Consider the following 24980-nt stretch of genomic DNA (forward strand, 5'->3'; position numbering starts at 1 on the left):
ATGTCCGCAGCTTCCAGAAAGGAGAGAGCGGGTTAATACCTTCTGCAGGGAGCGATCGGACAAGCCTTTCCAGCCCTTCGGACTTTGCCGGACAAAAGAAAAAACCTCCGGAACCGAGGTTCCGAAGGTTTTCGAATGCGCGGAGCCGTTCAGCCGGCCGCGCCGAGGTAAACGTAGCGGGCGACGATCAATACCGCAAGAATCACCATAAGCGGATGAATCTTGTATTTCTCCTTGCCTTCGGGGAGGCGTCCCGTCGCATTGGCAAAGAAGGCAAGCACGACGTAGAACACGATGCCGAAGGAAACGCCGTTGGCGATGTTGTACGTGAACGGCATCAGGATGATGGTGAAGAACGCCGGAACGGCATAGACCATATCCTTGAAGTCGATGTCGGTGACGGACTGCATCATGAGCAGGCCGACGAGAATGAGCGCCGCCGCCGTCGCGGAGCCTGGAATCAGGGCGATCAGCGGAGCCAGGAACAGCGAGAGCAGGAAGCAGATGCCGGTCGTGACCGCGGTCAGGCCGGTGCGGCCGCCCTGGGCGATGCCCGCGGAGCTCTCGATATAGGTCGTTACGGTGCTCGTACCGAGAACGGCGCCGCCGCCGACGCCGATCGCGTCCACGAACATCGCTTTGCCGACGCGTTTTTTGCCTTCTTCCGGATTTTTCATGAAGCCGGCGCGGTTGGCCGTGCCGACGAGCGTGCCGAATGTATCGAACAGCTCGACGAACGTGAACGTCAGGATGACCGTGACGATGCCGACATGCATGATGCCCGCGAAGTCGAAGTGCCAGAAGTTCAGCTCCGAAAACTGCGGAGCCCAGCTTTTGCCGCTGAGTCCGGCTTGAATGTCAAGGTTGCCTGTAATCCAGGCCACGACCGTCGTGCCGAGAATTCCCCACAGGAATGCGGCCGGTATGCGCAGCACGAGCAGCAGGCTGATGAGGATCAGGCCGATGATCGTCAGGTAGACCGACGGGTCCTTGAGGTCGCCGAAATGGATGACCGATTCGAAGCTGAGCAGGTCCACGTATTGATGCTTCTGCACGTCGGTGACAGCCGTTTCGGCGGCGATCGTCATGATGCCGCTGTTCTTCAGGCCGACGATGGCGATGAACAGGCCGATGCCGACGGTGATCGCATGCTTGAGGCTGTCCGGCACCGCGCTGATCAGCATTTGCCGAACCTGGGTTACGGTCAGGATGATGAAGATGATGCCGGAAATAAACACGGCGGTAAGGCCCATCGCAGGCGAGATTGGCTTATCCGTCCCCTGGGAGGCCACGATGGTAGCCGCGAAGTAGGCGTTGAGGCCCATGCCCGGAGCGAGCGCGACCGGGAAGTTGACGAACAGCCCCATCGCGATCGTGAAGATGCCGCCGGCCAGCGCCGTCGCCAGAAACACCGAGTTCCAGCTGAGGCCGGAAGCCGAAAGTATGCTCGGGTTGACGGCGAGGATATAGGCCATCGTCATGAACGTCGTGATGCCCGCCATAATTTCCGTGCGGATGTTGGTTCCGTTCTCTTTGAGCTTGAAGAAGCGCTCCATGATGCAAGTCCCCCCCGAAATGCGTTATTTTCCTTGCGCGGAATCCGAAAAAGCAAAAAACCCGGCAGAGACGGAATTCGAAGCCGGCATGCCGGCATTGCGATGGCGTCTCTCCCGGGTCCAGGTCGGCTGTCCAAGCAATCGGAGGCCGTTGCAAGGCCGGTCCGATGGAATGGAAGCTGCAGACGCCCGCCCGAAGATGCTTTCGTGGTGGACGCCCCCTGAATTTTCGTAGCCTGGTCATTACGGTGACCGAGTAGAGACTTCCGGGCCGATTCCCGGAATTATACGAAGGTTGGTTGGTTATCATTGCGGAACGTAACTAATATTACTGAATTTACGACAAATGTCAACAATCAAATGACAGGAATTCGTGTTATTCCCGAACATTAAAGAAAAATCAGGAAATAAGGGTTTTTCCGCTGTCGGCCTCGCGGGAAGTCCTTCCTCCTCTGGTTATCATGCCCATAAACGCATAAATCAAAAAGGAGCCGCCGAGCAGATAGAACAGGCTGCTCTCCGACAGGTAGCGAAGACCGTACCCGCTCAGGACGGGACCGGCGATGCTGCCGACGGAGAAATGAATGGACGCGAGAACATTGGCGCCGGGAAGCAGGTTCCTTGGAAGCATGTCGGCCGCATAGGCGAGGCCGAGCGAGAAGAACGAGCCGACCAGCCCTCCAGCCGCGACCATCAGCGCCGCCATCGTCCAGACGGACGATCCGGCCAGCGGAACGGCCAGGAACAGCAGGCCGCCCCCGGCTCCGCAGAAGATCAGCACGGGCAGGCGGCCGATGCGGTCGCTCCACATGCCGAGCGGAAGCTGCAGCAGCAGGCCGCCGATGCCGATAGCCGGCAGCAGGCCGCTGATCGCCGCGCGATCCAGGCCGATGCCGATGCCGTACAGCGGGAAGCCTGTATTCATGGACGCTTCCATGATGCCGTAGAGCATGGCCGGAAGCAGCGCGTACCAGGCGACGCGGTAGATCGACTTGTAGCGGCTGAAGCCGGCAGCCTCGCCCTGCTCCCTCGGCTCCGGACGATCGGCGGGCAGCTTCAGCACAAGCAGCAGGACGAGCGCATACAGCATGGCGCTGATCAGGAACGGAGCCTGGTCTCCAAAGTGCAGCAGATTGATGCCGAGCGGACCGATGCTGAAGCCGACCCCGTAGGACATTCCGTACAGGGAGATGAATTTTCCGCGCTGCCGTGCCGGCGCCCGGCTGACGATCCAAAGCTGGGTCGCGAAGTGAAGGCCGCTGTCTCCGATGCCGACAAGGATGCGAAGAGCGAACCAGACGGCAAACGAGCCTGCCGTCAGCGGAAACAGCAGCGTCGCGGCGATAATCATGACGATGCCGGCGAGGATGACGATCCGGAAGCCGTAGCGGCGGACGGGCCTTTCGATGAAGAACATGGTAGAGAACGTGCCGATGTACAGAGCCATGGAATTGAGGCCGTTGATATGTTCCGGAACGCCGCCGCGCTCGAGCAGAATCGTAAGCAGCGGCAGCAGCAGGCCTTGGCTTGCTCCGGCGGTAATGACGACCAGCAGCAGGACGATGAGTCGGTAGCTGAAGATCGGCTCTTCGGCGTGCAGCAGGCCGCCTTCTTGCTTAAGTGGCATGACGGGTCGAGCTCCTTTGGTCGATTGTTCATGGATGCGGGGCTGTGGGGGCCGGGAGATCCCTGCCGCCGGCTGTTCGGACGGACGGATGAAGACGGATGACGAATGATACAAATACGGACACGTATGAAGACGCGCCTCTCCGACCGGCTCCGCCGCCGCATCGCCGCACAGCTTCTGCAGCGCATCGCCACAGCGCCGGAGCGGTGAAAAAAACAAACACCGGAACCCTGTCAGAACAGGGCTCCGGTGAGAAACGCACTGGGCTGCACGCCGCTGAGGCGGCAGCCGGAAGGTCATTTAGACCCGCTTATTCCCACTCGATGGTCGCCGGCGGCTTGGAGGTGATGTCGTACACGACGCGGTTGACGTTGTCGACCTCGTTGACGATGCGCACCGAGATTTTCTCCAGCACATCCCAAGGGATGCGCGCCCAGTCGGCCGTCATGCCGTCGATGGAGGTGACGGCGCGGATGCCGACGGTATAGGAGTACGTGCGGGCGTCGCCCATGACGCCTACGCTCTTCATGCCCGGAAGGGCGGTGAAGTACTGCCAGATCTCGCGGTCCAGACCGGCCTTCGCGATTTCGTCGCGCAGGATGGCGTCGGATTCGCGCACGATTTCCAGCTTGTCCTCCGTCACTTCGCCAAGTACGCGAATCGCGAGCCCCGGACCCGGGAACGGCTGGCGCCAGACGATCGCATCCGGCAATCCGCACTCGGAGCCGACTTTGCGGACCTCGTCCTTGAACAGCGCGCTCAGCGGCTCGACCAGCTTGAACTTGATGTCCTCCGGCAGCCCGCCTACGTTGTGATGGGATTTGATCGTCTGCGCCGTCGCCGTGCCGCTCTCTACGATATCCGTATAGAGGGTGCCTTGCGCCAGGAACTCGAAGTTCGCCAGCTTTTCGGACTCCTCCTGGAACAGGTAGATGAACTCGTTGCCGATGATTTTGCGCTTCTTCTCGGGATCGTCCACGCCCTTCAGCTTGCCGAGGAACCGCTCGCTGGCGTCGATCTTGATCACTTCAATGCCGAATTTGCCGACAAAAGTCTCCATCACGCTGTCCGCTTCGCCCTTGCGCAGAAGGCCATGATCGATGAACATGCAGGTCAGGCGGTCTCCGATCGCTTTGTGGACCAGCATGGCGACAACGGAGGAATCGACGCCTCCGGACAGGGCGCAGAGCACGCGTCCGGTCTCTCCCACCTTCTCCTGGATGTCGCGCACGGCGTCCTCGATGAAGGTTTCCATGCTCCATGTGCCTTCGCATTTGCAGATCGTGTACAGGAAGTTGCGGATCATATCGTTGCCGTACACGGAGTGGCGAACCTCGGGATGGAACTGGACGGCGTAGAAATTCTTCTCCGGATGGCTCATGGCCGCGATCGGCGCATGCTCCGTACCCGCATCCAAGCGGAAGCCTTCCGGCATTTCGACAACCAGATCCGTATGGCTCATCCATACCGTCTGCGTGTTCTCCAGGCCGAGCGCGAGCGCGGCTCCGTTCTCGAAGGTCACGTCCGCGCGGCCGTATTCCCGCTTGCCCGCACGTTGAACCTTTCCCTTGAGCTGATGGCTCATCAGCTGCATGCCGTAGCAAATACCGAAAATCGGCAGCCCCAGCTCGTAGATCTCCGGATCGACCATCGGGGAATTTTCCTCATATACGCTCGCCGGCCCGCCGGAGAACACGATGCCCTTGGGCGCGAGTTCCCGGATCCGCTCTGCCGACGTGTTGTATGGCAGCAGCTCGCTGTAGACGCCCAAATCCCGGATGCGACGCGCGATCAGCTGGTTGTATTGTCCCCCGAAGTCGAGAACTACGATCATTTCATTTGGCTTGTTCACTGCCGAACCTCCCTCAATCAATTGGACTCATTATATCCAAGCCCTCTCCGGGCAGTCAAGGCGCATGGCAAGCCGTCTCCGCAGGTAAAATCCCCCCGGAAAACCAGCGGCGCGCGGGCCGGGGCTTCCCCATCCAGAAGGGGAGACCGGCTCGCCGAGGAAGCCCGGCAGCGGGATACGGCGCCGCTCAGGCGGTCCAAATTCGGGAAGTCCAGGGAGCATGCTCCGCTTGCGGACGCCGGATGGCCCGGAATACGGCCGGGCTTCGGCAGGCTGCGAGCCCTGCGCTTCAGGCGCCTGACGAGCCGGCGCCGGCGGCTGGACGAGCCAGCAGCAGCGCAGCCGCAGCCGCAAGCTCGCCCGGCGCGGGGCCGCTCCAGGCCGCCGCCGGCGGGCCGAAGCGGGCGGCCTCCTCCCAGGCCGCAAGCCGCTGCAGCGCAGCCGCTGCCTGCGGCTCGAGCGCCGGCGCCAGCGCGGCGGCACGCTCGCGGGCGCTGCCTGCGGCCAGGCGCGCCGCCGCATGCCTGCGCTCGAGCAGGGCGCCGAGCGCAGCCGCAGCCGCGAGCAGCGCGGCTCGCGGCGCGGCGCGCCGGCCGCGCGGACGGCGGCGCAGCCCGCCGGCGAGCTCCGGCGGCGGGCCGCCGCGGCGCCCGGCCGCGGCTGCGGCGCAGGCGCGCGCGTAGCGGCGCAGCGCGAGCGCGAGGCGCAGCCGCCCGCGCAGCGCGGGCGAAGCCAGCGCGCCGGCCGCGGCGGCGAGCGCCGCGAGCGCGGCCGCGGGGCCGGGCTGCGCAGCCGCCCGCGCCAGGCGCGCGGCCGCGGAGCCGGCGGCTTGCGCGGAGCCGGCCGCGCTTGCGGCGAGGCGGGCCGCGGCGGAGCCGGCCGCATCGCGCAGCCGCTGCGCCGGCGAGCCGTCCTGCGCGGCGCCAGGCTGCTCAAGCCCGTTCGGCGCTTGCGGACTCGCGCCTTGCGGAGCGGCCGCCGCTCCGGCCGGGCCGGCAAAGCCCGGCGTCGGATCGAACGCGACCCAGCCCGCGCCGCCCAAATACACCTCCACCCAGGCATGCGCGTCGGCGGCGGTGACCTCGTAAACCCGGCTTCCCGCTTCAGCCTCGCTTTGATCCTTGGCCGGACTTCCGGCGGTGTAGCCTTTGACCCAGCGTGCCGGGATGCCTTGCGAGCGGAGCATGACCGCCATCGCCGTCGAGAAATGCACGCAGTAGCCTGTCTTCTGCACGAACAGGAACTGGTCGGCCAGATCCTGGCCTTCCTTCGGAATGGAAGTGTCCGTCAGCGAGTAGACGTAATGCTCCTTCAAATACTCGCTGACGGCCGCCGCCTGGTCGTACCGGTTCGGGCCAGCCGCGCGGACGATGGACGAGGCCAGATCCTTCACCCGTTTCGGCAGGTTGGAGGGAAGCTGCAGATTCGCCTGGATCTGCTCCTGCAGCCACCCTGCATCGGCGCCCTCTGCCGCCTCCTTGACCTCCGACTGCGCGCGGAGAACCGAAGCGGATGTCTCCGGCTTGACCGAGCGCGCCTCGTACTGCAGCTCTCCCGAGCCTCCTTGCGGCAAATAGATCGCTTCGGTAATTTTGTCCTTCAGGTAAGCGGTGGCCCCCTTTCCGGCGCCTTCCCCTTGCGCCGCCATCAGCTCGGCGTTCCTGCCCGATACCGGAAGCGGCTGTCCTTCGGCATGCCTTGCGAGCCGCACCGTCTGGGTGATCTCATCGCTCCCGCCTGACTCCGAGCCCTCAACCGAACCGATCGGAACCGATTGGAGCTGCCCGTAATCCTCCCTCCAGCCGCGGCCTTCATAGACGGACTTGGACTCTCCTCTCCAATAGAGCGGTGCGGGAGAAAGCGCCGTGAAGACTGGCGTCCTGGCCAGCGCGAGAGGCGCCCCCAAGACGGAATCGTCCTGGCTGTAGCCGGAAAAGGCCCCTTGCAGCGTGCCGCTTCCCACGACAAGCCGGGATGCGTTCCCTGCGCCCGCAGCCGCTGCGGAGGCGCCTTCCCGGATGCTGTGCTGGACCTCGAGCGCCCAAGACGCCGGGCCGTACAGGCGCGGCTTGCCGCTGGACAGCAGCAGGGCGCCGCCCAGCACGAGCAGGGCGGCGCCCGCCGCCGCAGCCCACCCGCCCAGCCGGACAGGATGCCCTCCGGACGGGAAGCCCCAAGCCCCGGCCGGAACCGGCGGAGGCGCTTCCCCTGCCCTCCGCCGCAGCCGATGTCCGGTCAGCAGCGCGGAGAGCAGCAGGCCCTCCGCCGCCGCCCGGGCCATGCCCGGCAGCAAGTCGAGGCCCATCCATTGATAGAGCAGGCCGAGATACAAGCCCGTCAGCACGGTCAGGCCCAGTCCCCATTGGCGGATCCAGACCAGTGTCTGGAGCGCGGACAGCAGCGCCGCGAGTCCGGCAAGCAGCAGGAGCGCCTGCGTTGGAGCGGACAGGCCGGAGATGCCCTGTGCGCCCACGCTGCGGATATCATCCGCAATTATGCCAGGCAAGCCGCCGATCCAATCCAGCAAGAGCCGCATGCCTCCGGCCATCCATCCCGCCCCGCCGATCAGCACCGCCGCCCTCAGCAGCGAAGCGGCCCAGCCAGGCAGCAAAATAGCGCCTGCAGCCAAAAAAGCCCCTCCGATAAGCAGCAGGCGCGCCAGCGGAAAGGAACTGTTCCAGCCCGGCAGCTGAGCGAGCGGGAGCAGCCACTCCGCCAGCAATCCAAGCAGCAGCAGGCTGGTGGCAAGACGAAGCGGCAGGCTCAGCGAATGTCCCGACAGATCGCTTCCCGAAGCGGCAGCAGCAATCTTTCCGCTGCCTCCTGCAGGACGGCCGAAATGTGAGCGCGCGCTCGTGCTCTTCAGCGGCTTATTCGCCGGAGCGGCTGTTCCTGCCGCCAGCAAGCCGGTTCCCGTTGGCGCCAGAAAGCCTCCTGCTGCCGGTTGTCCCGGCTGGCTTCCGGACGGAATGCCGCTTCCTGCCCCATGTGCGGCCAGCAAAGGCAAACCCGCATGACCGGCCTTGCCGGTCAGCGGGGCGGCAGGCGTTGCCGCCTTCAACATCAGCTCGGGGAGCGTTCCGCCCCTTGCGCTTTTTCCCTGCCTATCATCAGCTTGCGGAGGATATCCGGCCCCGTGAGCTCTCGATCCTATCCTCGCGCCGGCTCCTTGCTGCATTCCGGCTCCTTGCTGCATCCCGGTTCCTTGCCGCTTTCCCGCTCCTTGCTTTATTCCAGCTCCATGCTGCTTGCCGGCGCCTTTACCTCCCGTCATGGCGGCCACCCTCCTTTCCCTGATGAAGAGCCGGCTTGGCGGCCGGCGAAGATAGAGAGATCCAGGAGACGCGGTATCCTCTGGCTTGCGCCCAGCGCATCCGCTCCCGCATGGCGGCGGAAGGCACCGTCTGCAGCATCGGCACCCTGAATTCAAAGCGGCAGCCGGCCGCTTGGGCCGCCTCCGCCGCATGGCTCCATGCTTCTCCGTCCTGCCAGTCCGGCGTCACCATGACCAGGCTGCACCCGTGGGGCAGCAGCCTGTCCGAGCGCAGCCGGTCGAGCTGCTCCGCCAGCGTACCCATCGATGCCGGGCTGAGCCTCGCGAGCAGACGCGCCGCCGCCTCGACGGCTCCTTTGCCTTGACCGCCGACGCGGACAAGCACCGTGCCTGCCCCGGCTTGCAGCCGGACGGAGCGTCCGCTTCGCCGCTCTTCCAGCATCGCAGCCAGCGCGAGTCCCGCGCTGCGGTCGAGCAGCGCGTCGCCGCCGCCGGCTCCCGAGCCCAGAAGCACGACGGCTACGGCGCCGGGGCCGGCCTCGTCCGTCTTGGTCCGGAGCTCGCGTCCCTTGGCAGCCGCCCGCCAATCGATATGCCGGACGGAGTCTCCCTCCCGGTAAGGCCTCGTGCCTGGGCCGGCGCCGCCGGAACGCCGCTCCCGCCGCCCTTCGCCAGGCTCCTTGCCGCCGATTCCGCCTTGCGGCCTGTCCGCTCCGGCCGGAGGAAGGCTTTCCCGGTCTCCCTCAGGCTGGGGAAGGACGGTGAACTCACCGCCGCATTCCAGCTTCCGCCGGGAAGCGGCCAGTCCGAACGGCTCGACGGCTGTCACCGTCACGGCCCGGAACCGGTAGCAGCCCCGTCCCAGGTTCGCCGCCTCATACTTCAGCGTCCACTCCTTTTTCAGCCAGGGAAGAGACCAGCCAGCCATCGTCAAAGGCTGCGTGAGGCCCGCCGATTCATTGACCAGCTCCTCCCGTACCTGCAGCATCAGCAGCGGCAGCACCCGGCGCCCCCGAATCACAAGGGTCACCTCCAGCGAGCCGTCCTGTCTTCCCGGCACCAGCCGCCGCTCAGCCTGAAGCCCGCTGCCCGCCATCCATAATCCCGGCAAGGCGGCAAGCGCCAGTACGCCCCCAAGCACGGAAGCAGCGAGCCATTCCGCCGCCCCGCCGCGGACAGCTGCTGCGAACATAGCTGCAGCAGCCAGCATGGCAAGAACGGCAAGCGCCAGGCGGCGCGGCTTGATGGACGCAGGCAAGCTTGAAGCAGCCCGGACTGCCATGCTTCCCGCTCCGGGCGCCGCCATGCCGCCTTGCGCCGCAATTCCCGGCGAAGCCGCATAGCCGGCTCCGTTCAATGTCGGGCTTCCGGCGTCATGCATCATTCCGCTCCCCATTCCACCTGCCAGCGGAAGTCCCGCCGCATGCCGTCCCGGCCCTCCCGCTCCGCTGCCGGACGCGCTCACGGCTTTGCCCCCCGGGAACCGGGAACCGGCACGGAGCCCAGAATACGGAACAGCGCGCCTGCCGCGGCTGCCGGATCCGGCTGGCCATATCCGTCCCGGGCGCACAGCCTGTGGGCCAGCACCGCTGCGGCGACCGCCTTCAGATCATCCGGCAGCACGTAATCCCGGCCTGCCGCGTAAGCCATCGCCTGGCCTGCCCGCAGCCAATCCCGCGACGCCCTCGGGCTCGCGCCGAGCGTCAGCTCCGGGGCCATGCGCGTCGCCTGGACGACGCATACGATATAAGCGAGCAGCTCCGGACTGCAATGCACCGTCCGGCTCTCCTCCACCATGGCTTGCCACTGCCGAGCGGAGACGACCGGCCGCAGCAGCTCCGGCTGCCGCTGCTCGCCTGCCGCCATCATTTCCAGCATCCTCACCTCGTCCCGGCTGTCCGGGTAGCCGATCGACAGCCTCATCATGAAGCGGTCCATCTGCGCCTCCGGCAGCGGATGCGTTCCTTCGTCGTCAAGCGGATTCTGGGTAGCGATCAGCAGCCAAGGCTCCAGCAGCCGCCGGGTAGTCCCGTCCACGGTGACGGATCTCTCCTCCATCGCCTCCAGCAGCGCAGACTGCGTTCGAGGCGATGTGCGGTTGATCTCGTCGGCCAGGACGATATTGGCCATGATCGGACCTTCGCGATAGATGAATTCGCCGGCTCTGCCGTCCCATACCGAGCTTCCCGTCACATCCGCCGGCAGCAGGTCCGAAGTGAACTGGATGCGCTGGAAGCGGCCTCCTGTCAGCCGCGCGAGCGCGCGGGCCAGCAGCGTCTTGCCGACTCCCGGCACATCCTCAAGCAAAATATGGCCGCCCGCCAGCATCGCCGCGGCAGCCAGTCCGATCGTCTCCCTCTTGCCGAGCAGCACGCTCTCGGCGCGAGCCTCCAGGCGCGCAATGAGCGCCTGCTTCGGCTCCGGCCACTCCTCCGCCCCGTTCGGACGATGACCGGGCGTCTCCTGCTTCTGCGGTTCCCTGTTCAGCATTTCGATTCCTCCTGCTTTTCCGGATTCTATGAATCTTCCATGCTACCAGTCTCTCCACCGCAAGGAAGAAATAGACCCCGAAGCCTAGGATCGTGGATGATAACGGATCTTTCCCTCTTTCTGCCTGCCAGCTTCAGCTTGCATAACCGGGCTGAACGACGCCGAGCTCACTCTATGGGTTGATAAGTTCGATAAGTTGATGGAGCAATATTTTCAGTCGCTTCGGGAAGCGGAATCGTCTTGGAGCGGCTATGGCTTGAATCCGCCACAACAGCATCGACGCCCTGCCTCAGCTCCAAAGCCGGAACGGAATGAAAAAAAGGCCGGGACCGCCGCCGGTCTTGGCCTTTTTATCGAAACAATACGAGAATCTGATTGTCGCCCGTCCGCCTCATGACCCGGTACCCCGTCTCCGAGCTCGTCGCAATGCCCTGATCGTTCGGCAGGCAGTAGCCGTTGACCATGCAGGAGCCGTCGTACCCCACCAGCAGCCTGCCGAGCAGGCCGACGGACACCCATTCCGCTCTCAGCCTTCTGAGGACATAGCTCCGGGAAGGATCCCCGGCGGGATTGAAGACCGGGTCCGTCAGAATATAGGCGGGACGGATGACGGCGCCGTCCGCGTCCCTCTGCTCGGGAACGGTCACTTCCTGGACCTGCACCCTTCCCATTCATCCTTCACATACTTTCCCTCCGCCGGAGCTCCGCTGCATTTCCGACCATCGTCGGAACCGCGCTGGAGATGCCGATGATGTCGTCGCCGGCGGCCGCCGTCCGGATCCGGTCCCTGTCCAGAGCGATGAAATAACCCGGCTCGATGGCGCTGCCATCGATCGTCTCGTACATTTCGGCATAATCGGCCCCGCCGGAGAAATAGCTGCCGGCGATGTACTTGTTCCGGTAGAGCCCTGCAAGCACGGCGGCCAGCCCAGGCGCGCCCGCAGAGGTTCCATCCGCCACATGCCAGAAATACGTGTATAGCGTCGTCCCATACCGGCCCATGATGTGAGATCCGTTAAGGCTGGCGGTCGTCTGCAGCCCTTCCGCGTGGGGGAAGTCGCCGCTCTCGACCGTCAGCACCCCCCGTAATTTTTGGACGCCTCGGTCATATAGCCTTCCGCATGGGAGAAGTTTCCGGATGCCGTCGTATTGGATCCCGACGGAGCCGAAGTTCTTCCGCATGCGAATAGGTTCCGGAAGCCGTCGTTTCGGAGCCTTCCGAGTGGGAGTTCCCGCCTATCGACGCCGTGGTGTTGCGCTCCGCATGGGAGGCGAAGCCTTCGGCAGCCACACCGCCTTTTCTTTTGACCTCTGCTATTGGCTTCTGCTATTGACCTCTGCTATTGGCTTCTGCTATTGGCTTCTGCTATTTGCCTCTGCTATTGGCTTCTGCTGCTGGCCTCTACGATTTGCCTCTGCTTTTGGCCTCTATTGGCCTTGCAGTTGGCCTCTGCAACGGCTTCTGCGGCTGCTCTTAAGAGGCCGTCTTGCCGGAATCCAGAAGCGCCTCGACCGTCCACACCTCGACAAGCCCGGCCGAGCTGCTCATCTGCACGGCACGCTGGCCAATCAGCTCCAGCAGATCGGTCAGCGGCGCCCGCAGCCTGCCGGCCGGCTGCTGGAACACAAGCTCTTGCGGCAGGCTGCCGCTTGCTCCGTTGCCGGCGATGATGGCGGCGGTGCCTGACGCGGCGTCCCATTGCACCGAGCCTCCGAGCGCTTCAACGACGCGGCGGACCGGTACGGACAGCTTGTTTCCATGCAGCGAATAGTCGCCGTAAGCAAGCTTCAGATCTCCAAGCGGGGTATGAAGGAGAAGATCCGCATCGAGAGTGCCGTACGCCTTTCCATTTCCCGTTTTTCCGCTGCCCGCTGGATTTGCGGGAGGGCTGTGCGGCTGCGCCTGGCCGACAGGAGCCATCGCCGGCACGGAGATTTTGTCCCCGTCGTCTGCGGCCAGCCAGGACTGGCTCGCCCTCAGCTTGCCGCTCTCCGCCGCGAAGGCGGCCGCTTCGCCCGGAAGCGGCGCGGGCCGCTGCCACTTGATCTGCTTCGCCAGCGGGAACAACGGAACGTCGGCGGAAGGGGTGACGGCAGCGAAGCTGTAGCCCTTGTTTTTGTAGTAAGCGATAATGGCAGGAAGAGCCTTGACCGACTCGGCATGGCCGGTGCCGTCATGAAGCAGGATCGTCATCTCATGCTTCAGCGGCGCCGAAGTCGCGCCGGCGATGATTTCCTTGGCCGGCACTCCGACACGCTTGGAGTCGCCGCTGTCTACATTCCAGTCCACCATCCTGTAGCCCGCGTTTTTCATCGCTTCGAAATAACCCGAGTCAAAGTTGCTGTACGTGCCCCCTGGAGCCCGCACCAGATCCGTCGCCACTCCCGCTTCCAGCAGCGCTTTCTCCGTCCGTACCGTCTGTTCGGCATAAACGGCGAAGCTGCCGTAGATCTCGGAGTAGACATGATCGTAGGAATGGTTGCCGATGGAATGTCCGGCCGCCTTGACCTCGCGCACCAGATCCGGACGCTCCTCGACATGGCGGCCGACCATGAAGAAGGTCGCCTTGATTCCATTTTTCTTCAATATATCCAGCACTTGAGGCGTGTAAATGCTCGGTCCGTCGTCGAAGGTCAGGTAGACGGTCGGCTTGGCGGGACGCTCCGCAGCTGCGCTCTTGCCCGTGCCTGCAGCAGGAGCGGGGGCGCTGGTCCCGGCCGTTCCGGCAGCCTCTGCCGCCGCTCCCTGCACGTCCGCTTCAGGCGCCGTGCCGGAGGAATCAACCTGGCCTGCCTGAGCCGCGTCTGCCGTCCCCCCGTCCTGTCCGGCGCCGGAAGCCTGCTTCAATGCTGCGATCAGCTGCTTCTCCGTCATGCCGGACAAGGCGATGCTGTTCCATCCTACGGCCGCTCCGCCTTGATTTCCGGACCCGGCTTGTCCCGCGGCGGCAGACGCGGCTCCGAGCGGAGACGCGTGGCTCTTTGATCGGGCGGCGTCTGTCTGCGCGGCAGGCTGTTCGTAAGCTGCAGCCATCACTGCAGGCGGTTCCGCTGTCAGCGCCCTGTCTGGAGCGAGAGAAGTCCAATCGTTGCCGAACCCCGTCAATCCTGTCAGCAGCGCCGCAGCGGCTGCCATCATTCGAAGCGTACTTTTCCCCATGAATGGATGCACCCTTTCTATGAAAAACGAATCCTCTTTGCTAGATTCTATGAGAGAGGGTCCGGCTCTATGACAAGCTTGTCTCATCCATTCTCCGCCCGGCTGCCGTTACTTCTTCAAGCCCGGCTTCGGCCTTCTCTGCGACCAGAACGACCCCAAAGCCTCCGGATCGTCCGTGAGGATGCCGTCCGCCCCCGCCGCCGCGGCCTTGAGCGCCTGCCGCTTGCTGTCCACCGTCCAGATGAACGTATGCAGGCCGCTGTCGTGGATCATCTTCACCATGAGCGGCTTGGCCAGCTGCTTGCGGATATTGGCGTAATCGGCCCATTCCGCCATGGCATGCAGCGCCGCAGGAGTCAGCTCCTTGTCATCCGCGATCAGCACGCCAAGCGGGATCGACGGCAGCAGGCCGTGGAACTGCTTGAGCGCGGGAATGTGGAACGACTGGATCATGACGGGCTCTTTCTTCCATGGCGGGCCGTTCACCGCGTCCTGCAGGCGGATTTCTCCGTTGATGCCGCAGCGTCTCATCGCTTCCGCTACCGCCTGCACGAGGCCCGGCTGCCGCTCGGCATCCTTCAGCTCGATGAGAAGGCCGATGCGGTTGTAATAGCGCAGCAGCACGTCTTCGAGCAGCGGAATCCGCTGTCCGGCGAAGGGAGGAGAGAACCAGGCTCCGGCGTCCAGCCGATTCAGCTCGTCCGCCGTGCGGAGCGAGGCCATTCCCTTGCCGCCGGTCGTCCGCTCAAGGTTATCGTCGTGCAGCACGAACGGGATCCCGTCTGCGGACAGCTGAACATCCAGCTCGATAAAATCGGCCCCCTGGCGGACAGCTAGATCAAAAGCCGCCATCGTGTTCTCCGGCGCATAAGCCGAAGCTCCCCTGTGCGCGAGAATGAGCGGGCGGGCCGGCGCTTGGGCTGAAGCTGTCCGGACCGGCACCTTCGCTTGGAGGGCGTCTGCGCGCCCAGGCAGCGCCTGCAGAAGAAGCAGCGCCGCGCAGAGGCCGATCCCCATTTTTGCCGCGGCCGGTCCGTTTCTCTTCCATCCGCTCCTCATGCCTTATCCCCCCTGGAGTTCCCTTTATATCTACTATGTCCCAAATAGGTGTCATTTACCACTGCAATACAAAGGCCGCTTTTGCGGCAGACTGGGTCTGCCCGCAAAAGCGGCCGTATAAGTCTTCAAGAACAGAAGCTCCGATTATTCAATCCCTTCAGCCGGGAACCGGGGCAAGGCTTGCAAGCACGTCGGCTGCGTGGCCCTTCACCTTGACGCCCCGCCATTCCTTGACGAGACGGCCTTCCTCGTCGATGAGGAAGGTCGACCGCACAACGCCCATATATTCCCGGCCGTACAGCTTCTTGAGCTGCCAGACGCCATAGGCTTCGCAGGCGGCATGCTCCGGATCCGACAGCAGCGGGAACGTGAGCCCGTGCTTGTCCCGGAACCGATGATGGGACTTGACCGGATCCGGGCTGATGCCGAGGATGGCCGCCCCCTGGCCGTCAAAATCCGGCCAAGCATCGCGGAAATCGCAAGCCTCCTGCGTGCAGCTCGAAGTCAGATCCTTGGGATAGAAATACAGAATGACCTTTCGGCCGCGATATTGGCTCAGGGTTACGGTCTCCTGCTCCGCTCCTGCAGCGGGCAGCGTGAAATCAGGCGCCGGCTGTCCCGGCGCTAGCGTGGCTGACATGATGTTTCCTCCTCGGCGGACTCTCGGCCCTTGGCGTGCGGCATCCGCTCTACCTGCGTCAAGCCTGCCGCCTCATGCAGGCAGGCGGCTCTGAAGGCTATGAGCCTGCGCCCCGGTACCTCTTGACCCCGTGGTTCCATACGGCCATGCCGATCGTCATGAAGACGATGCCGACAACCGGCGTCAGCAGCGCCAGCTGCGATAATCCGTCCCCGTGGTCTCCGAGGAAATACGAAGCCGGGATGACGCCCACGAAGGCGAAAGGAATGAGCCAGGTGAGCAGGAAGCGGATGACTTTATTGTAGATATTGACAGGATAGCGTCCGTAGTTCTGGATATTGAACATCAGCGGCAGAATGCCGGTCGGCGCATCCGAGTAGAACGAGATGGCCGTCAAGGCCGTATAGATGCCTCCATACACGAGCACCGCCCCGAGCACCAGCACGATCATGACCGGAATATCCCACCATTCCAGCGGCAAGCCCAGCTTCAGCCAGCAGGAGATCATGATCGCGATGCCCGCCAGAGAACCGATGAGCGAAGGCGGATCCATATTCTCCAGCGTCACCTGGAACCAGTTGTGGGCTGGACGGGTCAGCACCCGGTCCATCTCGCCTTTGGTAATGTAGCGGTCGCTGAAATTCCACAGATTGAAGAAGGTGCCGAAGATTCCGAACGGGACCATGAAAAAGCCATAGACGAAAATGACTTCCGCCTCGCTCCAGCCGCCGAGCGTCGGCGTATGCTGGAAGACGACCAGGATGAAGATGAGGTTGGCCGCCTGGAAGCTGAGATCCGAAAGCACCTCGATCCAGAAGTCGGCCCGGTAGGTCAGCTTCGTTTTGGCGTAATTCTTGAAGTAGTCCATCAGCAGCGACAAATAGAAACGCAGCTTCATCGCTCAGCCCCCCTGTACGAACAGCCGGGTTCGCGCGGAACGCCATACGAGCGCGATCGGCAGCAGCAAAATGAGGAACCAGAGCAGCTGCAAGCCCAGGACGCCGCCGATCTCGCTGGCGGGAGTCCTTCCCGTGAACACCGAGCTCGGCAGATAGGTGATCGCCTGGAACGGCAGCCATTTCATGGCCCCCTCCAGCCAGCCGGGAAAGAAGCTGATCGGGACGATGACCCCCGAGAACAGATCGACCGCCACCCTCTTCAGCCGCATCATGCCTTCGCTGCTTTCGACGAAGAACGCCGCCAGGCCGGTCAGGATGTTGATCTGCGAGTTGATCAGGAAGCTGAAGAACAGCATGACCAGATACACCGCCCAGATGCCGGGATCGGACGGAAGCTTCACCGGGAACAGCAGGCAGGCCAGAGCCATGCCGGGAATCATGAACAGCAGGAAGCGGAAGATGCCTTCCCCGAAGCCCTGCATCATCTTGACGACCAGATAGTTGTAAGGCCGGATCATCTGGATCGCCACGCTCCCGTCGCGGATTTCGTTGCCGATCTCCCGGTCCAGATTATTGAAATAGAAGGCTCGGGCCATCCAGGACACGGCGACATAAGTGGTCATTTGGCTGACCGTGAATCCGCCAAGCGTTTCCTGCTCCCCGTAGATAGCCCCCCACAGAAAGTAATAGGCCCCGATGTTAATCGCATAAATAATGATGCCGCTGTAATAGTTAACGCGGTAAGCAAGCATCATCAGGAAGCGGATCCGGATCAGGTCCAGATAGGCGCTAGCCACGTTTCACCGGCCCCTTCCCTTCCGCCCCTGCGAGGACAGGCGTTCCGGCATCCGTCTCGGACAAGGCGTCCCCGCCGTCCCGGTCTTCCGGATCAAGGGCGTCACGCCCCGCCGGCTGCAGCGGTCCGGCTGCGGAAGCGGATGCCTCCGCCAGCTGCATGGACGGCGATTCCCCGCCCAAAGCTGCCGCTTCCCCGCTGTCCGTCGAAGCCGTCGCGAGCGGCGAGCCTGCCTCGCCGCCTGCATCGGAACCGTCCAGGGTTTCTACGGCAAGCTCCGCCGCCCTCGCCTTGCCCGGAGACTGGGCATCGCCGGACTGGTAGATTTCGCGCACGATCTCGTCGGTGTTCGTCTCGATAATCTTCATGTCGCGGATTTCCAGGCCGGCGTCGCCGACGACGCGGGCGAGCGCTTCCGACACGTTCACCTCATGCGGCAGCCACATCGCGGCCGTCACATCGTTGTCCAGCCTCCACTCCACGCCTTCCAGCCCGGAGGTCAGCGCCCGCAGACGCTCCGCCTGCACCCTCCCTGCGAATTGGAACACGATCTCGCGTCCGCGGCTCCAGCGGCTCTTCAGCTCTTCCAGGCCGCCGTCATAAATAATACGCCCGTCATCCAGCATAATGACTCTGGAGCAGAGCGCTTCGATATCCTGAAGATCATGGGTCGTGAGCAGAATGGTCGTGCCATGCTCGCGGTTCATCGTTTTCAGGAAATCCCGGATCTCCGTCTTGACGACGATATCGAGCCCGATCGTAGGCTCGTCCAGGAACAGGATGGACGGATTATGCAGCAGGCTGGCGACGATCTCGCAGCGCATCCGCTGGCCGAGGCTCAGCTTGCGCACGGGACGGTTCAGCAGCTCGCCCAGCTGCAGCCGCTCCACCAGTTCATCCAGCCGCTTGCGGTAGTCCGCTTCCGGCACCCGGTAAACCTTGTGCAGCAGCTGGAACGACTCGACGACGCCGATATCCCACCACAGCTGGGACCTTTGGCCGAACACGACGCCGATCCCTCCGACAAACTTCTCCCTATCCTTATGCGGCACATAGCCGTTGACCCTCAAATGGCCTGATGTCGGCACGAGGATGCCGGTAAGCATCTTGATCGTGGTCGATTTCCCAGCCCCGTTCTCTCCGATATATCCACAGATTTCCCCTTGGGGAATCTCGAAGGAGATGTCCTTCACAGCGGCTACCTCACGGTATTCGCGCTTGAATAGATCCTTGAGGGCCCCGGACAGCCCCTCGCGGTTTTTCTGCACGCGGAATTCCTTGCGCAGATCCCGCACCTCTATAGCCGGCTTCTTGCTCATGCGTAGCTCCTCTCGTAATTCCACTCGACATTTCCCGGGAAATTGGGAGTGAATTCCTCTCCCGCGGTTAAAACTTGCGTCCAACCGACCCCGGATTTATAATTTTATGATATGTTACGACAGCCAGGGGAAGCAAGCCGGACAGCATGCCCCAGGATCGGCCAGCAGAGCCCATAACCCGGCGACCGGCTGCATTGGCGCCTTCCAGTACGTCGGACAGGCTCCAATTGCAGCCCGGGGGTTCAATATCCCGACTTTTCTGCCGATTTGTTCCGTTAGAATCCATTTCAGCCTCAACATGCGAAGGGAGTTACACCGCCGAATGGAAAGCAGAAAAAGTCGGCAGCAGGGCTCATCCAAGCCGAAGCCGCCAAAACGAAAGCGACGGACCTGGTTATGGGCGCTCTTCAGCGTCCTGCTTATTATGGCCGCTGCCCTAGCCTATTATATTGTCGACAATGTCAGAGCGCTTGACGAGCTCCAGAAGCCGCCGGACAAGTCCAAGTTCACCCAGTTCGAGAACAATGCCTCGCTGGAGCAGCCTCCCGAGTGGGAAGGCAAGGAGCGCGTGAACATCCTGTTCATGGGAGGAGACGGACGCGAGAACAAGAGCGCGAACGAACCGGCCCGCTCCGATTCCATGATGGTGTTGTCGATCGATCCCGTCACGAAGAAAGCCCATCTATTCTCCCTGCTCCGCGACACGTACGTCAGCATTCCCGGCCACGGCAAAGGCCGCGCCAACGAAGCGATCGTGCAGGGCGGCTACAAGCTGTCGATGCAGATGATCAGCGAGCTGACGGGACTGGAGATCCAGTATTATATTTACACCGAATTCGAAGGCTTCAAATCGCTTGTCGACGCCATCGGCGGCATCGACATCGATGTCGAGAAGAGGATGAAATACACCGACAACGCCGACGGCAACCGTTACGACATCGACCTGCAGAAGGGCTACCAGCATCTGAACGGCGACCAGGCGCTCCAATACGTCCGGTTCCGCCACGATGCGACGAGCGACTTCACCCGCACCGAGCGCCAGCGCAAGTTCCTCAGCGCGGTCGCCGTCAAGATGCAGGATCTCGGCAACATCACCAAGCTGAGCTCGATCATCCGCAGCGTCAGCCCGTATGTCGAAACGAACATGTCGTCCGACGACATGTTCAAGCTCGGCCAGCTCGGCTTCGGCCTCCGCAACGCAGGTACCGCCCAGCTGCCGCCCAGCGATCTGCTGGCCGACGAGAAGATCGGCGGCGCATCCGTGCTCACCGTCCGCAACGAAGCCAAGCTTCGCGACTATGTGCAGGAGGTCCTGACGGAGGATGAATCCCAGCCGGATCCTGCCGCGAATTCCGGCGCGGACAATGCTTCGAATGCCGGGACAGGCAGTCCTTAGCCCGGAAGCTTGCGCAAGCGGCTTGAAGCCAGCCTGGATCGCCCCTTTGCCTGCAAGGCTGGGCGGCGGCAAATCTCCGCCCGACCGTCTGAACTGAAGCCTTGACCCATTAGGGCAGGACCATCCCCCATAGGATGCGTCTTGCCCTCCTTTTCTGACGGCTGCGCGGCAGGCAGCTCCCCTGCTCGATTGCTCGCTTCCTGCCATCCATTGCTTCCAGCCCGCTCTCTCCGCCACTCTTTCGCTGCAGAAGAACGCTATTTCCGACTTTCTAGGGCCGAAGCTGAACGCTGTTTCCGCACGTCTATCGCTGCAGCTGGCCGATTATTCCCAAAGTGTCGATCCGCCCATATCCCCCCTTATCCCAACCCTTATTTTCCAGGAGGCCTATCATGTCCCTTTCAACCGATCCCTTCGCCGTCCCCGGCTCTTCCCGCGCACGCTCAGAGGAGCTGTACGGCGAAGCTCTCCAGCATATCGTCGGCGGCGTCAACAGTCCGAGCCGTTCCTTCAAGGCGGTCGGCGGCGGTGCTCCCGTGTTCATGAAGCGCGCCGAAGGCCCTTATTTCTGGGATGTCGACGGCAATAAATATATCGATTACCTATGTGCTTACGGTCCGATCATTACGGGCCACGCCCATCCGCATATTACAGAAGCGATCAGCCGGGCAGCGGCCAACGGCACGCTCTACGGCACGCCGACGGAGCTTGAAATCAAGCTCGCGCGCATGCTGAAGGACGCCATTCCGTCCATGGACAAGGTCCGCTTCGTCAATTCCGGCACAGAGGCCGTCATGACGACGATCCGTGTCGCCCGGGCATACACAGGGCGCAACAAGATCATCAAGTTCGCCGGCTGTTACCACGGCCACTCCGATCTGGTGCTCGTGGCCGCCGGCTCCGGCCCGTCCACGCTCGGCATTCCGGACAGCGCGGGCATTCCGCAGAGCATCGCCAGCGAAGTCATCACGGTGCCGTTCAATGATATTCCGGCGCTGAAGGCGGCTTTGGAGCGCTGGGGCAGCGAGACGGCCGCCGTCATGGTGGAGCCGATCGTCGGCAACTTCGGCATGGTCATGCCTGAACCCGGCTTCCTCGAAGAGCTGTGCCGCTTGACGCGCGAAGCCGGAGCTCTCGTCATCTATGACGAGGTCATTACGGCGTTCCGCTTCCACTACGGCAGCGCCCAGACCTTCGCCGCATTCCCGGATCACGCCGCCATCGAGCCGGATCTGACCGCGCTGGGCAAAATCATCGGCGGCGGGCTGCCGATAGGCGCTTATGGCGGCCGCAAAATCATCATGGAGCAGGTCGCCCCGCTCGGCCCCGCCTATCAGGCGGGCACGATGGCCGGCAATCCGGCCTCCATCGCCTCCGGCATCGCCTGCCTGGAGGTTCTGCAGGAGCCTGGCGTCTATGAGCGCATGGACCGCCTCGCCGCAGGGCTGGCAGACGGCCTGGCCGATCTTGCGGCTCGCCACGGCATTCCACTGACGGTCAACCGGATCCGCGGCGCTTTCTCCACCCACTTCTGCGACCATCCGGTCACGAATTACGACCAGGCGCAGGATACGGACGGCGAGCAGTTCGCCCGCTTCTTCCGCCTCATGCTGGAGCGCGGCATCTGCCTCGCGCCATCCAAGTACGAAGCCTGGTTCCTGACGACGGCGCATGCGGAAGCCGACATCGCCCGGACTCTGGAGGCGGCGGAGGAATCGTTCGCGGCCATGTCGAGCTAAATATCGGCCATGTCGAGCTAAATATCAGCCATGTCGAGCTAGAAGCCCAAAGCATGCTGCCCAAAAAAGAGCGGTCTTCGAAAGTCATTTTTGACTTCCGGGACCGCTCTTTTATGGTGGAAAATCTGGATTCCGTTTATTTGCTCTTCCGGCTGCTTGAGCAGGCTCTAAGGTTTCGAAATGCACTAGAATAAAAAGTGAACACCCGATAACGGAAAGCCAATAATAACCGTAAATGGAAGTGTTCACATGAGTAAGTGAATTAGACGATTTTTCGTCTTATTCCTTGAATTCAGGGTAACTAGGAAACGAATTAGACGGTTTTTCCGTCTTATTCTTAGAGTTTAGGGTAACTAGGAGCGAATTAGACGGTTTTTCCGCCTTATTCTTTGAGTTTAGGGTAACTAGGAGCGAATTAGACGGTTTTTCCGTCTTATTCTTAGAGTTTAGGGTAACTAGGAGCGAATTAGACGGTTTTTCCGTCTTATTCAATGAGTTTAGGGTAACTAGGAGCGAATTAGACGGTTTTTCCGCCTTATTCCTTGAGTTTAGGGTAAATAGGAACGAATTAGACGGTTTTTCCGCCTTATTCCCTGAGTTTAGGGTAAATAGGAACGAATTAGACGGTTTTTCCGCCTTATTCCCTGAGTTTAGGGTAAACAGGAGCGAATCGTAGATGGAGGTGTTCACTCACATGAGTGAGCAACCGCAGCGGTGCAATCTCCCGCATGTTTAAAGCTATATCCCCTGTCGCGAGGAACGACTTTATCTAGCTAACGTCTGGATCTCTGTACCCATGAAATTGTAGGCTTGGAGCTGGCTCCTCAAATGAAAACGGATCTAGTGCTCGACGCGCTGAAGATGGCTCACGACCCCAAAACGCCCCCGACCGGAACTCTTGCACCACTCGGATCGAGGAAGCTGTGTACACTTCCCACCAATACCGCAGCCAACTCCCTCAGTACAACATGAAGGGCGAATATGAGCCGTGAGGAACTGCTATGACAACGCCAGCATGGGGAGTCTTTTCACAGCTAACCGGAAGCGAATCCACGCTTCTCTTGGGTATCTATCACCTGCTCGTTTGCAGCTGCGTTTAAGCAGATTTCCTAAAATTGTCCGTTACCTACTGTCTACTTTCTTGACGTAGGTCCAAAAGAAGCCTTATTGGCCCTCTTCGGGCTGCATGAGCTGGCTCTAAGGCTCAAAATAAGCCTTATCGGCCTCTTCGGGCTGCATGAGCTGGCTCTAAGGCTCAAAATAAGCCTTATCGGCCCTCTTCGGGCTGCATGAGCTGGCTCTAAGGCTCAAAAGAAGCCTTATTGGCCCTCTCCGGGCTGCATGAGCAGGCTCTAAGGCTCGAAACAAGCCACATTGCTTTTAGGGGTCAGCCTGATCCGTCCGTAGTAGGCATTCTTTCGATACGTGAATCAGGAGAATCCTCGGATTGCGGTGGGTCGGTTCGGAAAGCACGCATTCATTTTTACGCTCAAATGCTGCGCGGGCATCGGCTGAGCCGCCTTGAACCGGATCCATTCCAGCAGCATTTCCCCGCCTCTGGCGGTTGGAAGAGAGCCATTGAGCACGAGATCCGCTTGCCAGCGGGTCGGCTCCACGTAGCCATCATGCCGCGGCCGCACCAGCTCCAAATACTCCCTGACCGTCTCCTCCTGCGTGTACTTGCCGTTCTTGAACTTGCCGAGCCTGCGGGCCAGCCGCTCGTCGGAAGGACAATCGACGAAAATTTTATAATCCAGCCTATCCACCAATTCCTTGATGGCAAACAGCAGAAATCCCTCGATCAGGACGATGTCCTCTTCCTCCAGTGCCTCCCGAAGCTCCCGGCCGACCGCGTCCAGATCCAAGGCGTCCGGATGATTGAAGTCCTCGTACTCTTGGCCGCTGAGCGGGGCGATCGTCCGGGGACGCTGCTCTATGTAGAACTTGTCCATATGGATCACTCGGACGCGGAACTCCGCTAGATTCCCTGCCAAATAGCGGCTCAAGGTCGTTTTCCCGCTGCCCGTACCTCCCGCGATGCCAACGCATAAAGCCATTGCTTTCTCCTCCTGCCGATCTGCACCGTGACTAGCATCCTTCTTGTCTTTGCTCATCCTAACGCTGCTCATCCTGTCGCTGCTCATCCTGTCGTTGCTCTTCCTCAGAAATTTCTATCTTTCTGTTCCTCATCCTGCTGTCCTATCCTGCTGTTCCTCATCCTGCTGTCTTATCCTGCTGTCCTATCCTGCTGTCCTATCCTGCGTCCCTATTCTATAATCCGCCCCTACTATCCTATCCGGCTGATCCTGTTGTCCCATCCTGTTTTCCTGTTCTATACTCCGGCCCAGCCATTCTGTCCTTCTGTCGCCTTCCTCATGCTCTTCCTGACCTCAGGACCTCAGGACCTCCGCCTCGTCTTTCTCTATCCTAAGCCAGAATAGCTGCTAAGAATAGAGCTTTTGCAAGCAGCGCAAAAGCCCGTCTGCGCTCGTTCCTCCGCAACGTATAGGAGCAGCCGGGATCAAGAGAGAGGCATATCTGCCGGGCTTGCACATAGGCTACCTAGTAAGGAGGAGGAGACATGATCATACCGCTGAGCATAGCGGCCAGCGCCGCCGCTTTCGTCGTTCTGGTGTTCTTCGTCATCCGTATTCTCAATAAAGGCATGAGTACTCTCAGCGAGACCAACCGCACCCTCTCGGAAGTCCGCAACGCCATACACGGGCTGACCGACGAATCCAAGATGCTGATCCATACGGCCAATCTGATTACTGCCGACGTCAAAGGCAAAATCCGTACGGTAGAGCCGATCTTCGAATCCGCGCATGATGTCGGAGAAGCGCTTCACAGCGTAACGAGAACCGTCAAGCAGGCAGCTGCCGCGATCGGGGACGTGCTCCACCCTGCGGCGGAGACGGAAGCGCCGAAGAAAAAAGCGATCCAGATCAACTTGAAGTAAAGGGGGGATCCGCGATGCCCACGCTTCTAATTCAGCTTTCCTATCTGGTCATATTCATTTGGGCCGTCATCAGCCTCGTCCAGGATCTGCAGCTGCCGCGCAAAGCCTGGCTGCCCGTCCTGCTCCATCTGGCGGTAGCCATCATCACCTTGAACTGGTTCCTCCACTCCATCAACTATTCGCTTTAGCAGGCAGAACATCTATGCCTCTAATC

Annotated in this window: 18 protein-coding genes, 1 pseudogene and 1 riboswitch; of the genes and pseudogenes, 4 read left to right on the forward strand and 15 right to left on the reverse strand. The window is 61.8% G+C overall.

The genetic code is table 11. The features are described 5' to 3' along the window. Positions 1–149: 149 nt before the first annotated feature. The 14 genes and pseudogenes from AC06G8_RS19610 to AC06G8_RS19675 form a co-directional block, all read right to left on the reverse strand. Positions 150–1556: an NCS2 family permease gene (locus AC06G8_RS19610; protein WP_480283635.1), complete on the reverse strand. Its 1407-nt coding sequence runs from the start codon at positions 1554–1556 to the stop codon at positions 150–152. A gap of 212 nt (positions 1557–1768) precedes the next feature. Next, a riboswitch (purine riboswitch) is annotated at positions 1769–1868 on the reverse strand. Positions 1869–1956: 88 nt separating this feature from the next. Then, positions 1957–3183 (reverse strand): MFS transporter, encoded by a 1227-nt coding sequence (locus AC06G8_RS19615; protein WP_480283636.1) that lies wholly within the window; start codon positions 3181–3183, stop codon positions 1957–1959. A gap of 310 nt (positions 3184–3493) precedes the next feature. Next, positions 3494–5035: a glutamine-hydrolyzing GMP synthase gene (guaA, locus tag AC06G8_RS19620; RefSeq protein WP_447664254.1), complete on the reverse strand. Its 1542-nt coding sequence runs from the start codon at positions 5033–5035 to the stop codon at positions 3494–3496. 289 nt (positions 5036–5324) lie between these two features. Then, positions 5325–8309 (reverse strand): transglutaminase-like domain-containing protein, encoded by a 2985-nt coding sequence (locus tag AC06G8_RS19625; protein ID WP_480283637.1) that lies wholly within the window; start codon positions 8307–8309, stop codon positions 5325–5327. Further along, entirely contained in the window at positions 8296–9774 is a 1479-nt protein-coding gene (locus AC06G8_RS19630) for a DUF58 domain-containing protein (protein ID WP_480283638.1), read from the reverse strand. The genes AC06G8_RS19625 and AC06G8_RS19630 overlap by 14 nt, the downstream gene beginning before the upstream one ends. Continuing rightward, the gene (locus AC06G8_RS19635; protein WP_480283639.1) at positions 9771–10799 is read right to left on the reverse strand and encodes an AAA family ATPase; all 1029 of its coding nucleotides are present in this window, start codon (positions 10797–10799) and stop codon (positions 9771–9773) included. The genes AC06G8_RS19630 and AC06G8_RS19635 overlap by 4 nt, the downstream gene beginning before the upstream one ends. 350 nt (positions 10800–11149) lie before the next feature. Then, positions 11150–11461, reverse strand: coding sequence for a peptidase G2 autoproteolytic cleavage domain-containing protein (locus tag AC06G8_RS19640; protein ID WP_480283640.1), 312 nt, complete (start codon positions 11459–11461; stop codon positions 11150–11152). A 16-nt stretch (positions 11462–11477) separates the two neighbouring features. Then, positions 11478–11879: a peptidase G2 autoproteolytic cleavage domain-containing protein gene (locus AC06G8_RS19645; protein WP_480283641.1), complete on the reverse strand. Its 402-nt coding sequence runs from the start codon at positions 11877–11879 to the stop codon at positions 11478–11480. A 394-nt stretch (positions 11880–12273) separates the two neighbouring features. Then, positions 12274–13959 carry a polysaccharide deacetylase family protein gene (locus AC06G8_RS19650; protein WP_480283642.1) on the reverse strand — a complete coding sequence of 562 codons (1686 nt, stop codon included), beginning with the start codon at positions 13957–13959 and terminating at the stop codon, positions 12274–12276. 108 nt (positions 13960–14067) lie between these two features. Beyond that, on the reverse strand, positions 14068–15018 hold the full coding sequence (locus tag AC06G8_RS19655; RefSeq protein ID WP_480283643.1) for a glycerophosphodiester phosphodiesterase: 951 nt from the start codon (positions 15016–15018) through the stop codon (positions 14068–14070). Between the two features lie 157 nt (positions 15019–15175). Then, complete coding sequence (bcp, locus tag AC06G8_RS19660) at positions 15176–15658, reverse strand: thioredoxin-dependent thiol peroxidase (RefSeq protein WP_447662761.1); 483 nt, start codon at positions 15656–15658, stop codon at positions 15176–15178. A gap of 97 nt (positions 15659–15755) precedes the next feature. Next, on the reverse strand, positions 15756–16556 hold the full coding sequence (locus tag AC06G8_RS19665; protein ID WP_447662762.1) for an ABC transporter permease: 801 nt from the start codon (positions 16554–16556) through the stop codon (positions 15756–15758). A gap of 3 nt (positions 16557–16559) precedes the next feature. After that, positions 16560–17354 (reverse strand): ABC transporter permease, encoded by a 795-nt coding sequence (locus tag AC06G8_RS19670; protein ID WP_447662763.1) that lies wholly within the window; start codon positions 17352–17354, stop codon positions 16560–16562. 280 nt (positions 17355–17634) lie between these two features. Further along, positions 17635–18672, reverse strand: a pseudogene (locus AC06G8_RS19675) (ABC transporter ATP-binding protein); the annotation flags it as partial. A gap of 322 nt (positions 18673–18994) precedes the next feature. On the opposite strand from AC06G8_RS19675, the gene AC06G8_RS19680 reads away from it, so the two are divergent. Together AC06G8_RS19680 and AC06G8_RS19685 are read left to right on the forward strand one after the other, a co-directional pair. Beyond that, positions 18995–20068 carry an LCP family protein gene (locus AC06G8_RS19680; protein ID WP_447662764.1) on the forward strand — a complete coding sequence of 358 codons (1074 nt, stop codon included), beginning with the start codon at positions 18995–18997 and terminating at the stop codon, positions 20066–20068. A gap of 392 nt (positions 20069–20460) precedes the next feature. After that, complete coding sequence (locus AC06G8_RS19685; RefSeq protein ID WP_447662765.1) at positions 20461–21807, forward strand: glutamate-1-semialdehyde 2,1-aminomutase; 1347 nt, start codon at positions 20461–20463, stop codon at positions 21805–21807. A 1430-nt stretch (positions 21808–23237) separates the two neighbouring features. Here the strand turns inward: AC06G8_RS19685 and AC06G8_RS19690 are convergent. After that, positions 23238–23864, reverse strand: a complete 627-nt coding sequence (locus AC06G8_RS19690; protein ID WP_480283644.1) for a uridine kinase family protein — start codon at positions 23862–23864, stop codon at positions 23238–23240. 524 nt (positions 23865–24388) lie between these two features. Between AC06G8_RS19690 and AC06G8_RS19695 the strand changes: the two genes are divergently transcribed. Then, positions 24389–24766 carry a DUF948 domain-containing protein gene (locus AC06G8_RS19695; RefSeq protein WP_447662767.1) on the forward strand — a complete coding sequence of 126 codons (378 nt, stop codon included), beginning with the start codon at positions 24389–24391 and terminating at the stop codon, positions 24764–24766. Between the two features lie 14 nt (positions 24767–24780). Beyond that, positions 24781–24954 carry a hypothetical protein gene (locus AC06G8_RS19700; protein ID WP_480283645.1) on the forward strand — a complete coding sequence of 58 codons (174 nt, stop codon included), beginning with the start codon at positions 24781–24783 and terminating at the stop codon, positions 24952–24954. Positions 24955–24980: the final 26 nt, after the last annotated feature.

It is taken from the genome of Paenibacillus sp. SJS-P3 (assembly GCF_056711585.1).

Bases quoted from the DNA above. Each gene is read 5' to 3' on its own strand.
- AC06G8_RS19665 (WP_447662762.1), bottom strand. From the start codon at position 16,556: ATGAAGCTGCGTTTCTATTTGTCGCTGCTGATGGACTACTTCAAGAAT.
- AC06G8_RS19680 (WP_447662764.1), top strand. From the start codon at position 18,995: ATGGAAAGCAGAAAAAGTCGGCAGCAGGGCTCATCCAAGCCGAAGCCG.
- AC06G8_RS19615 (WP_480283636.1), bottom strand. From the start codon at position 3,183: ATGCCACTTAAGCAAGAAGGCGGCCTGCTGCACGCCGAAGAGCCGATC.
- AC06G8_RS19635 (WP_480283639.1), bottom strand. From the start codon at position 10,799: ATGCTGAACAGGGAACCGCAGAAGCAGGAGACGCCCGGTCATCGTCCG.
- AC06G8_RS19625 (WP_480283637.1), bottom strand. From the start codon at position 8,309: ATGACGGGAGGTAAAGGCGCCGGCAAGCAGCATGGAGCTGGAATAAAG.
- AC06G8_RS19695 (WP_447662767.1), top strand. From the start codon at position 24,389: ATGATCATACCGCTGAGCATAGCGGCCAGCGCCGCCGCTTTCGTCGTT.
- AC06G8_RS19700 (WP_480283645.1), top strand. From the start codon at position 24,781: ATGCCCACGCTTCTAATTCAGCTTTCCTATCTGGTCATATTCATTTGG.
- bcp (WP_447662761.1), bottom strand. From the start codon at position 15,658: ATGTCAGCCACGCTAGCGCCGGGACAGCCGGCGCCTGATTTCACGCTG.
- AC06G8_RS19610 (WP_480283635.1), bottom strand. From the start codon at position 1,556: ATGGAGCGCTTCTTCAAGCTCAAAGAGAACGGAACCAACATCCGCACG.
- AC06G8_RS19650 (WP_480283642.1), bottom strand. From the start codon at position 13,959: ATGGGGAAAAGTACGCTTCGAATGATGGCAGCCGCTGCGGCGCTGCTG.
- AC06G8_RS19655 (WP_480283643.1), bottom strand. From the start codon at position 15,018: ATGAGGAGCGGATGGAAGAGAAACGGACCGGCCGCGGCAAAAATGGGG.
- AC06G8_RS19685 (WP_447662765.1), top strand. From the start codon at position 20,461: ATGTCCCTTTCAACCGATCCCTTCGCCGTCCCCGGCTCTTCCCGCGCA.
- AC06G8_RS19690 (WP_480283644.1), bottom strand. From the start codon at position 23,864: ATGGCTTTATGCGTTGGCATCGCGGGAGGTACGGGCAGCGGGAAAACG.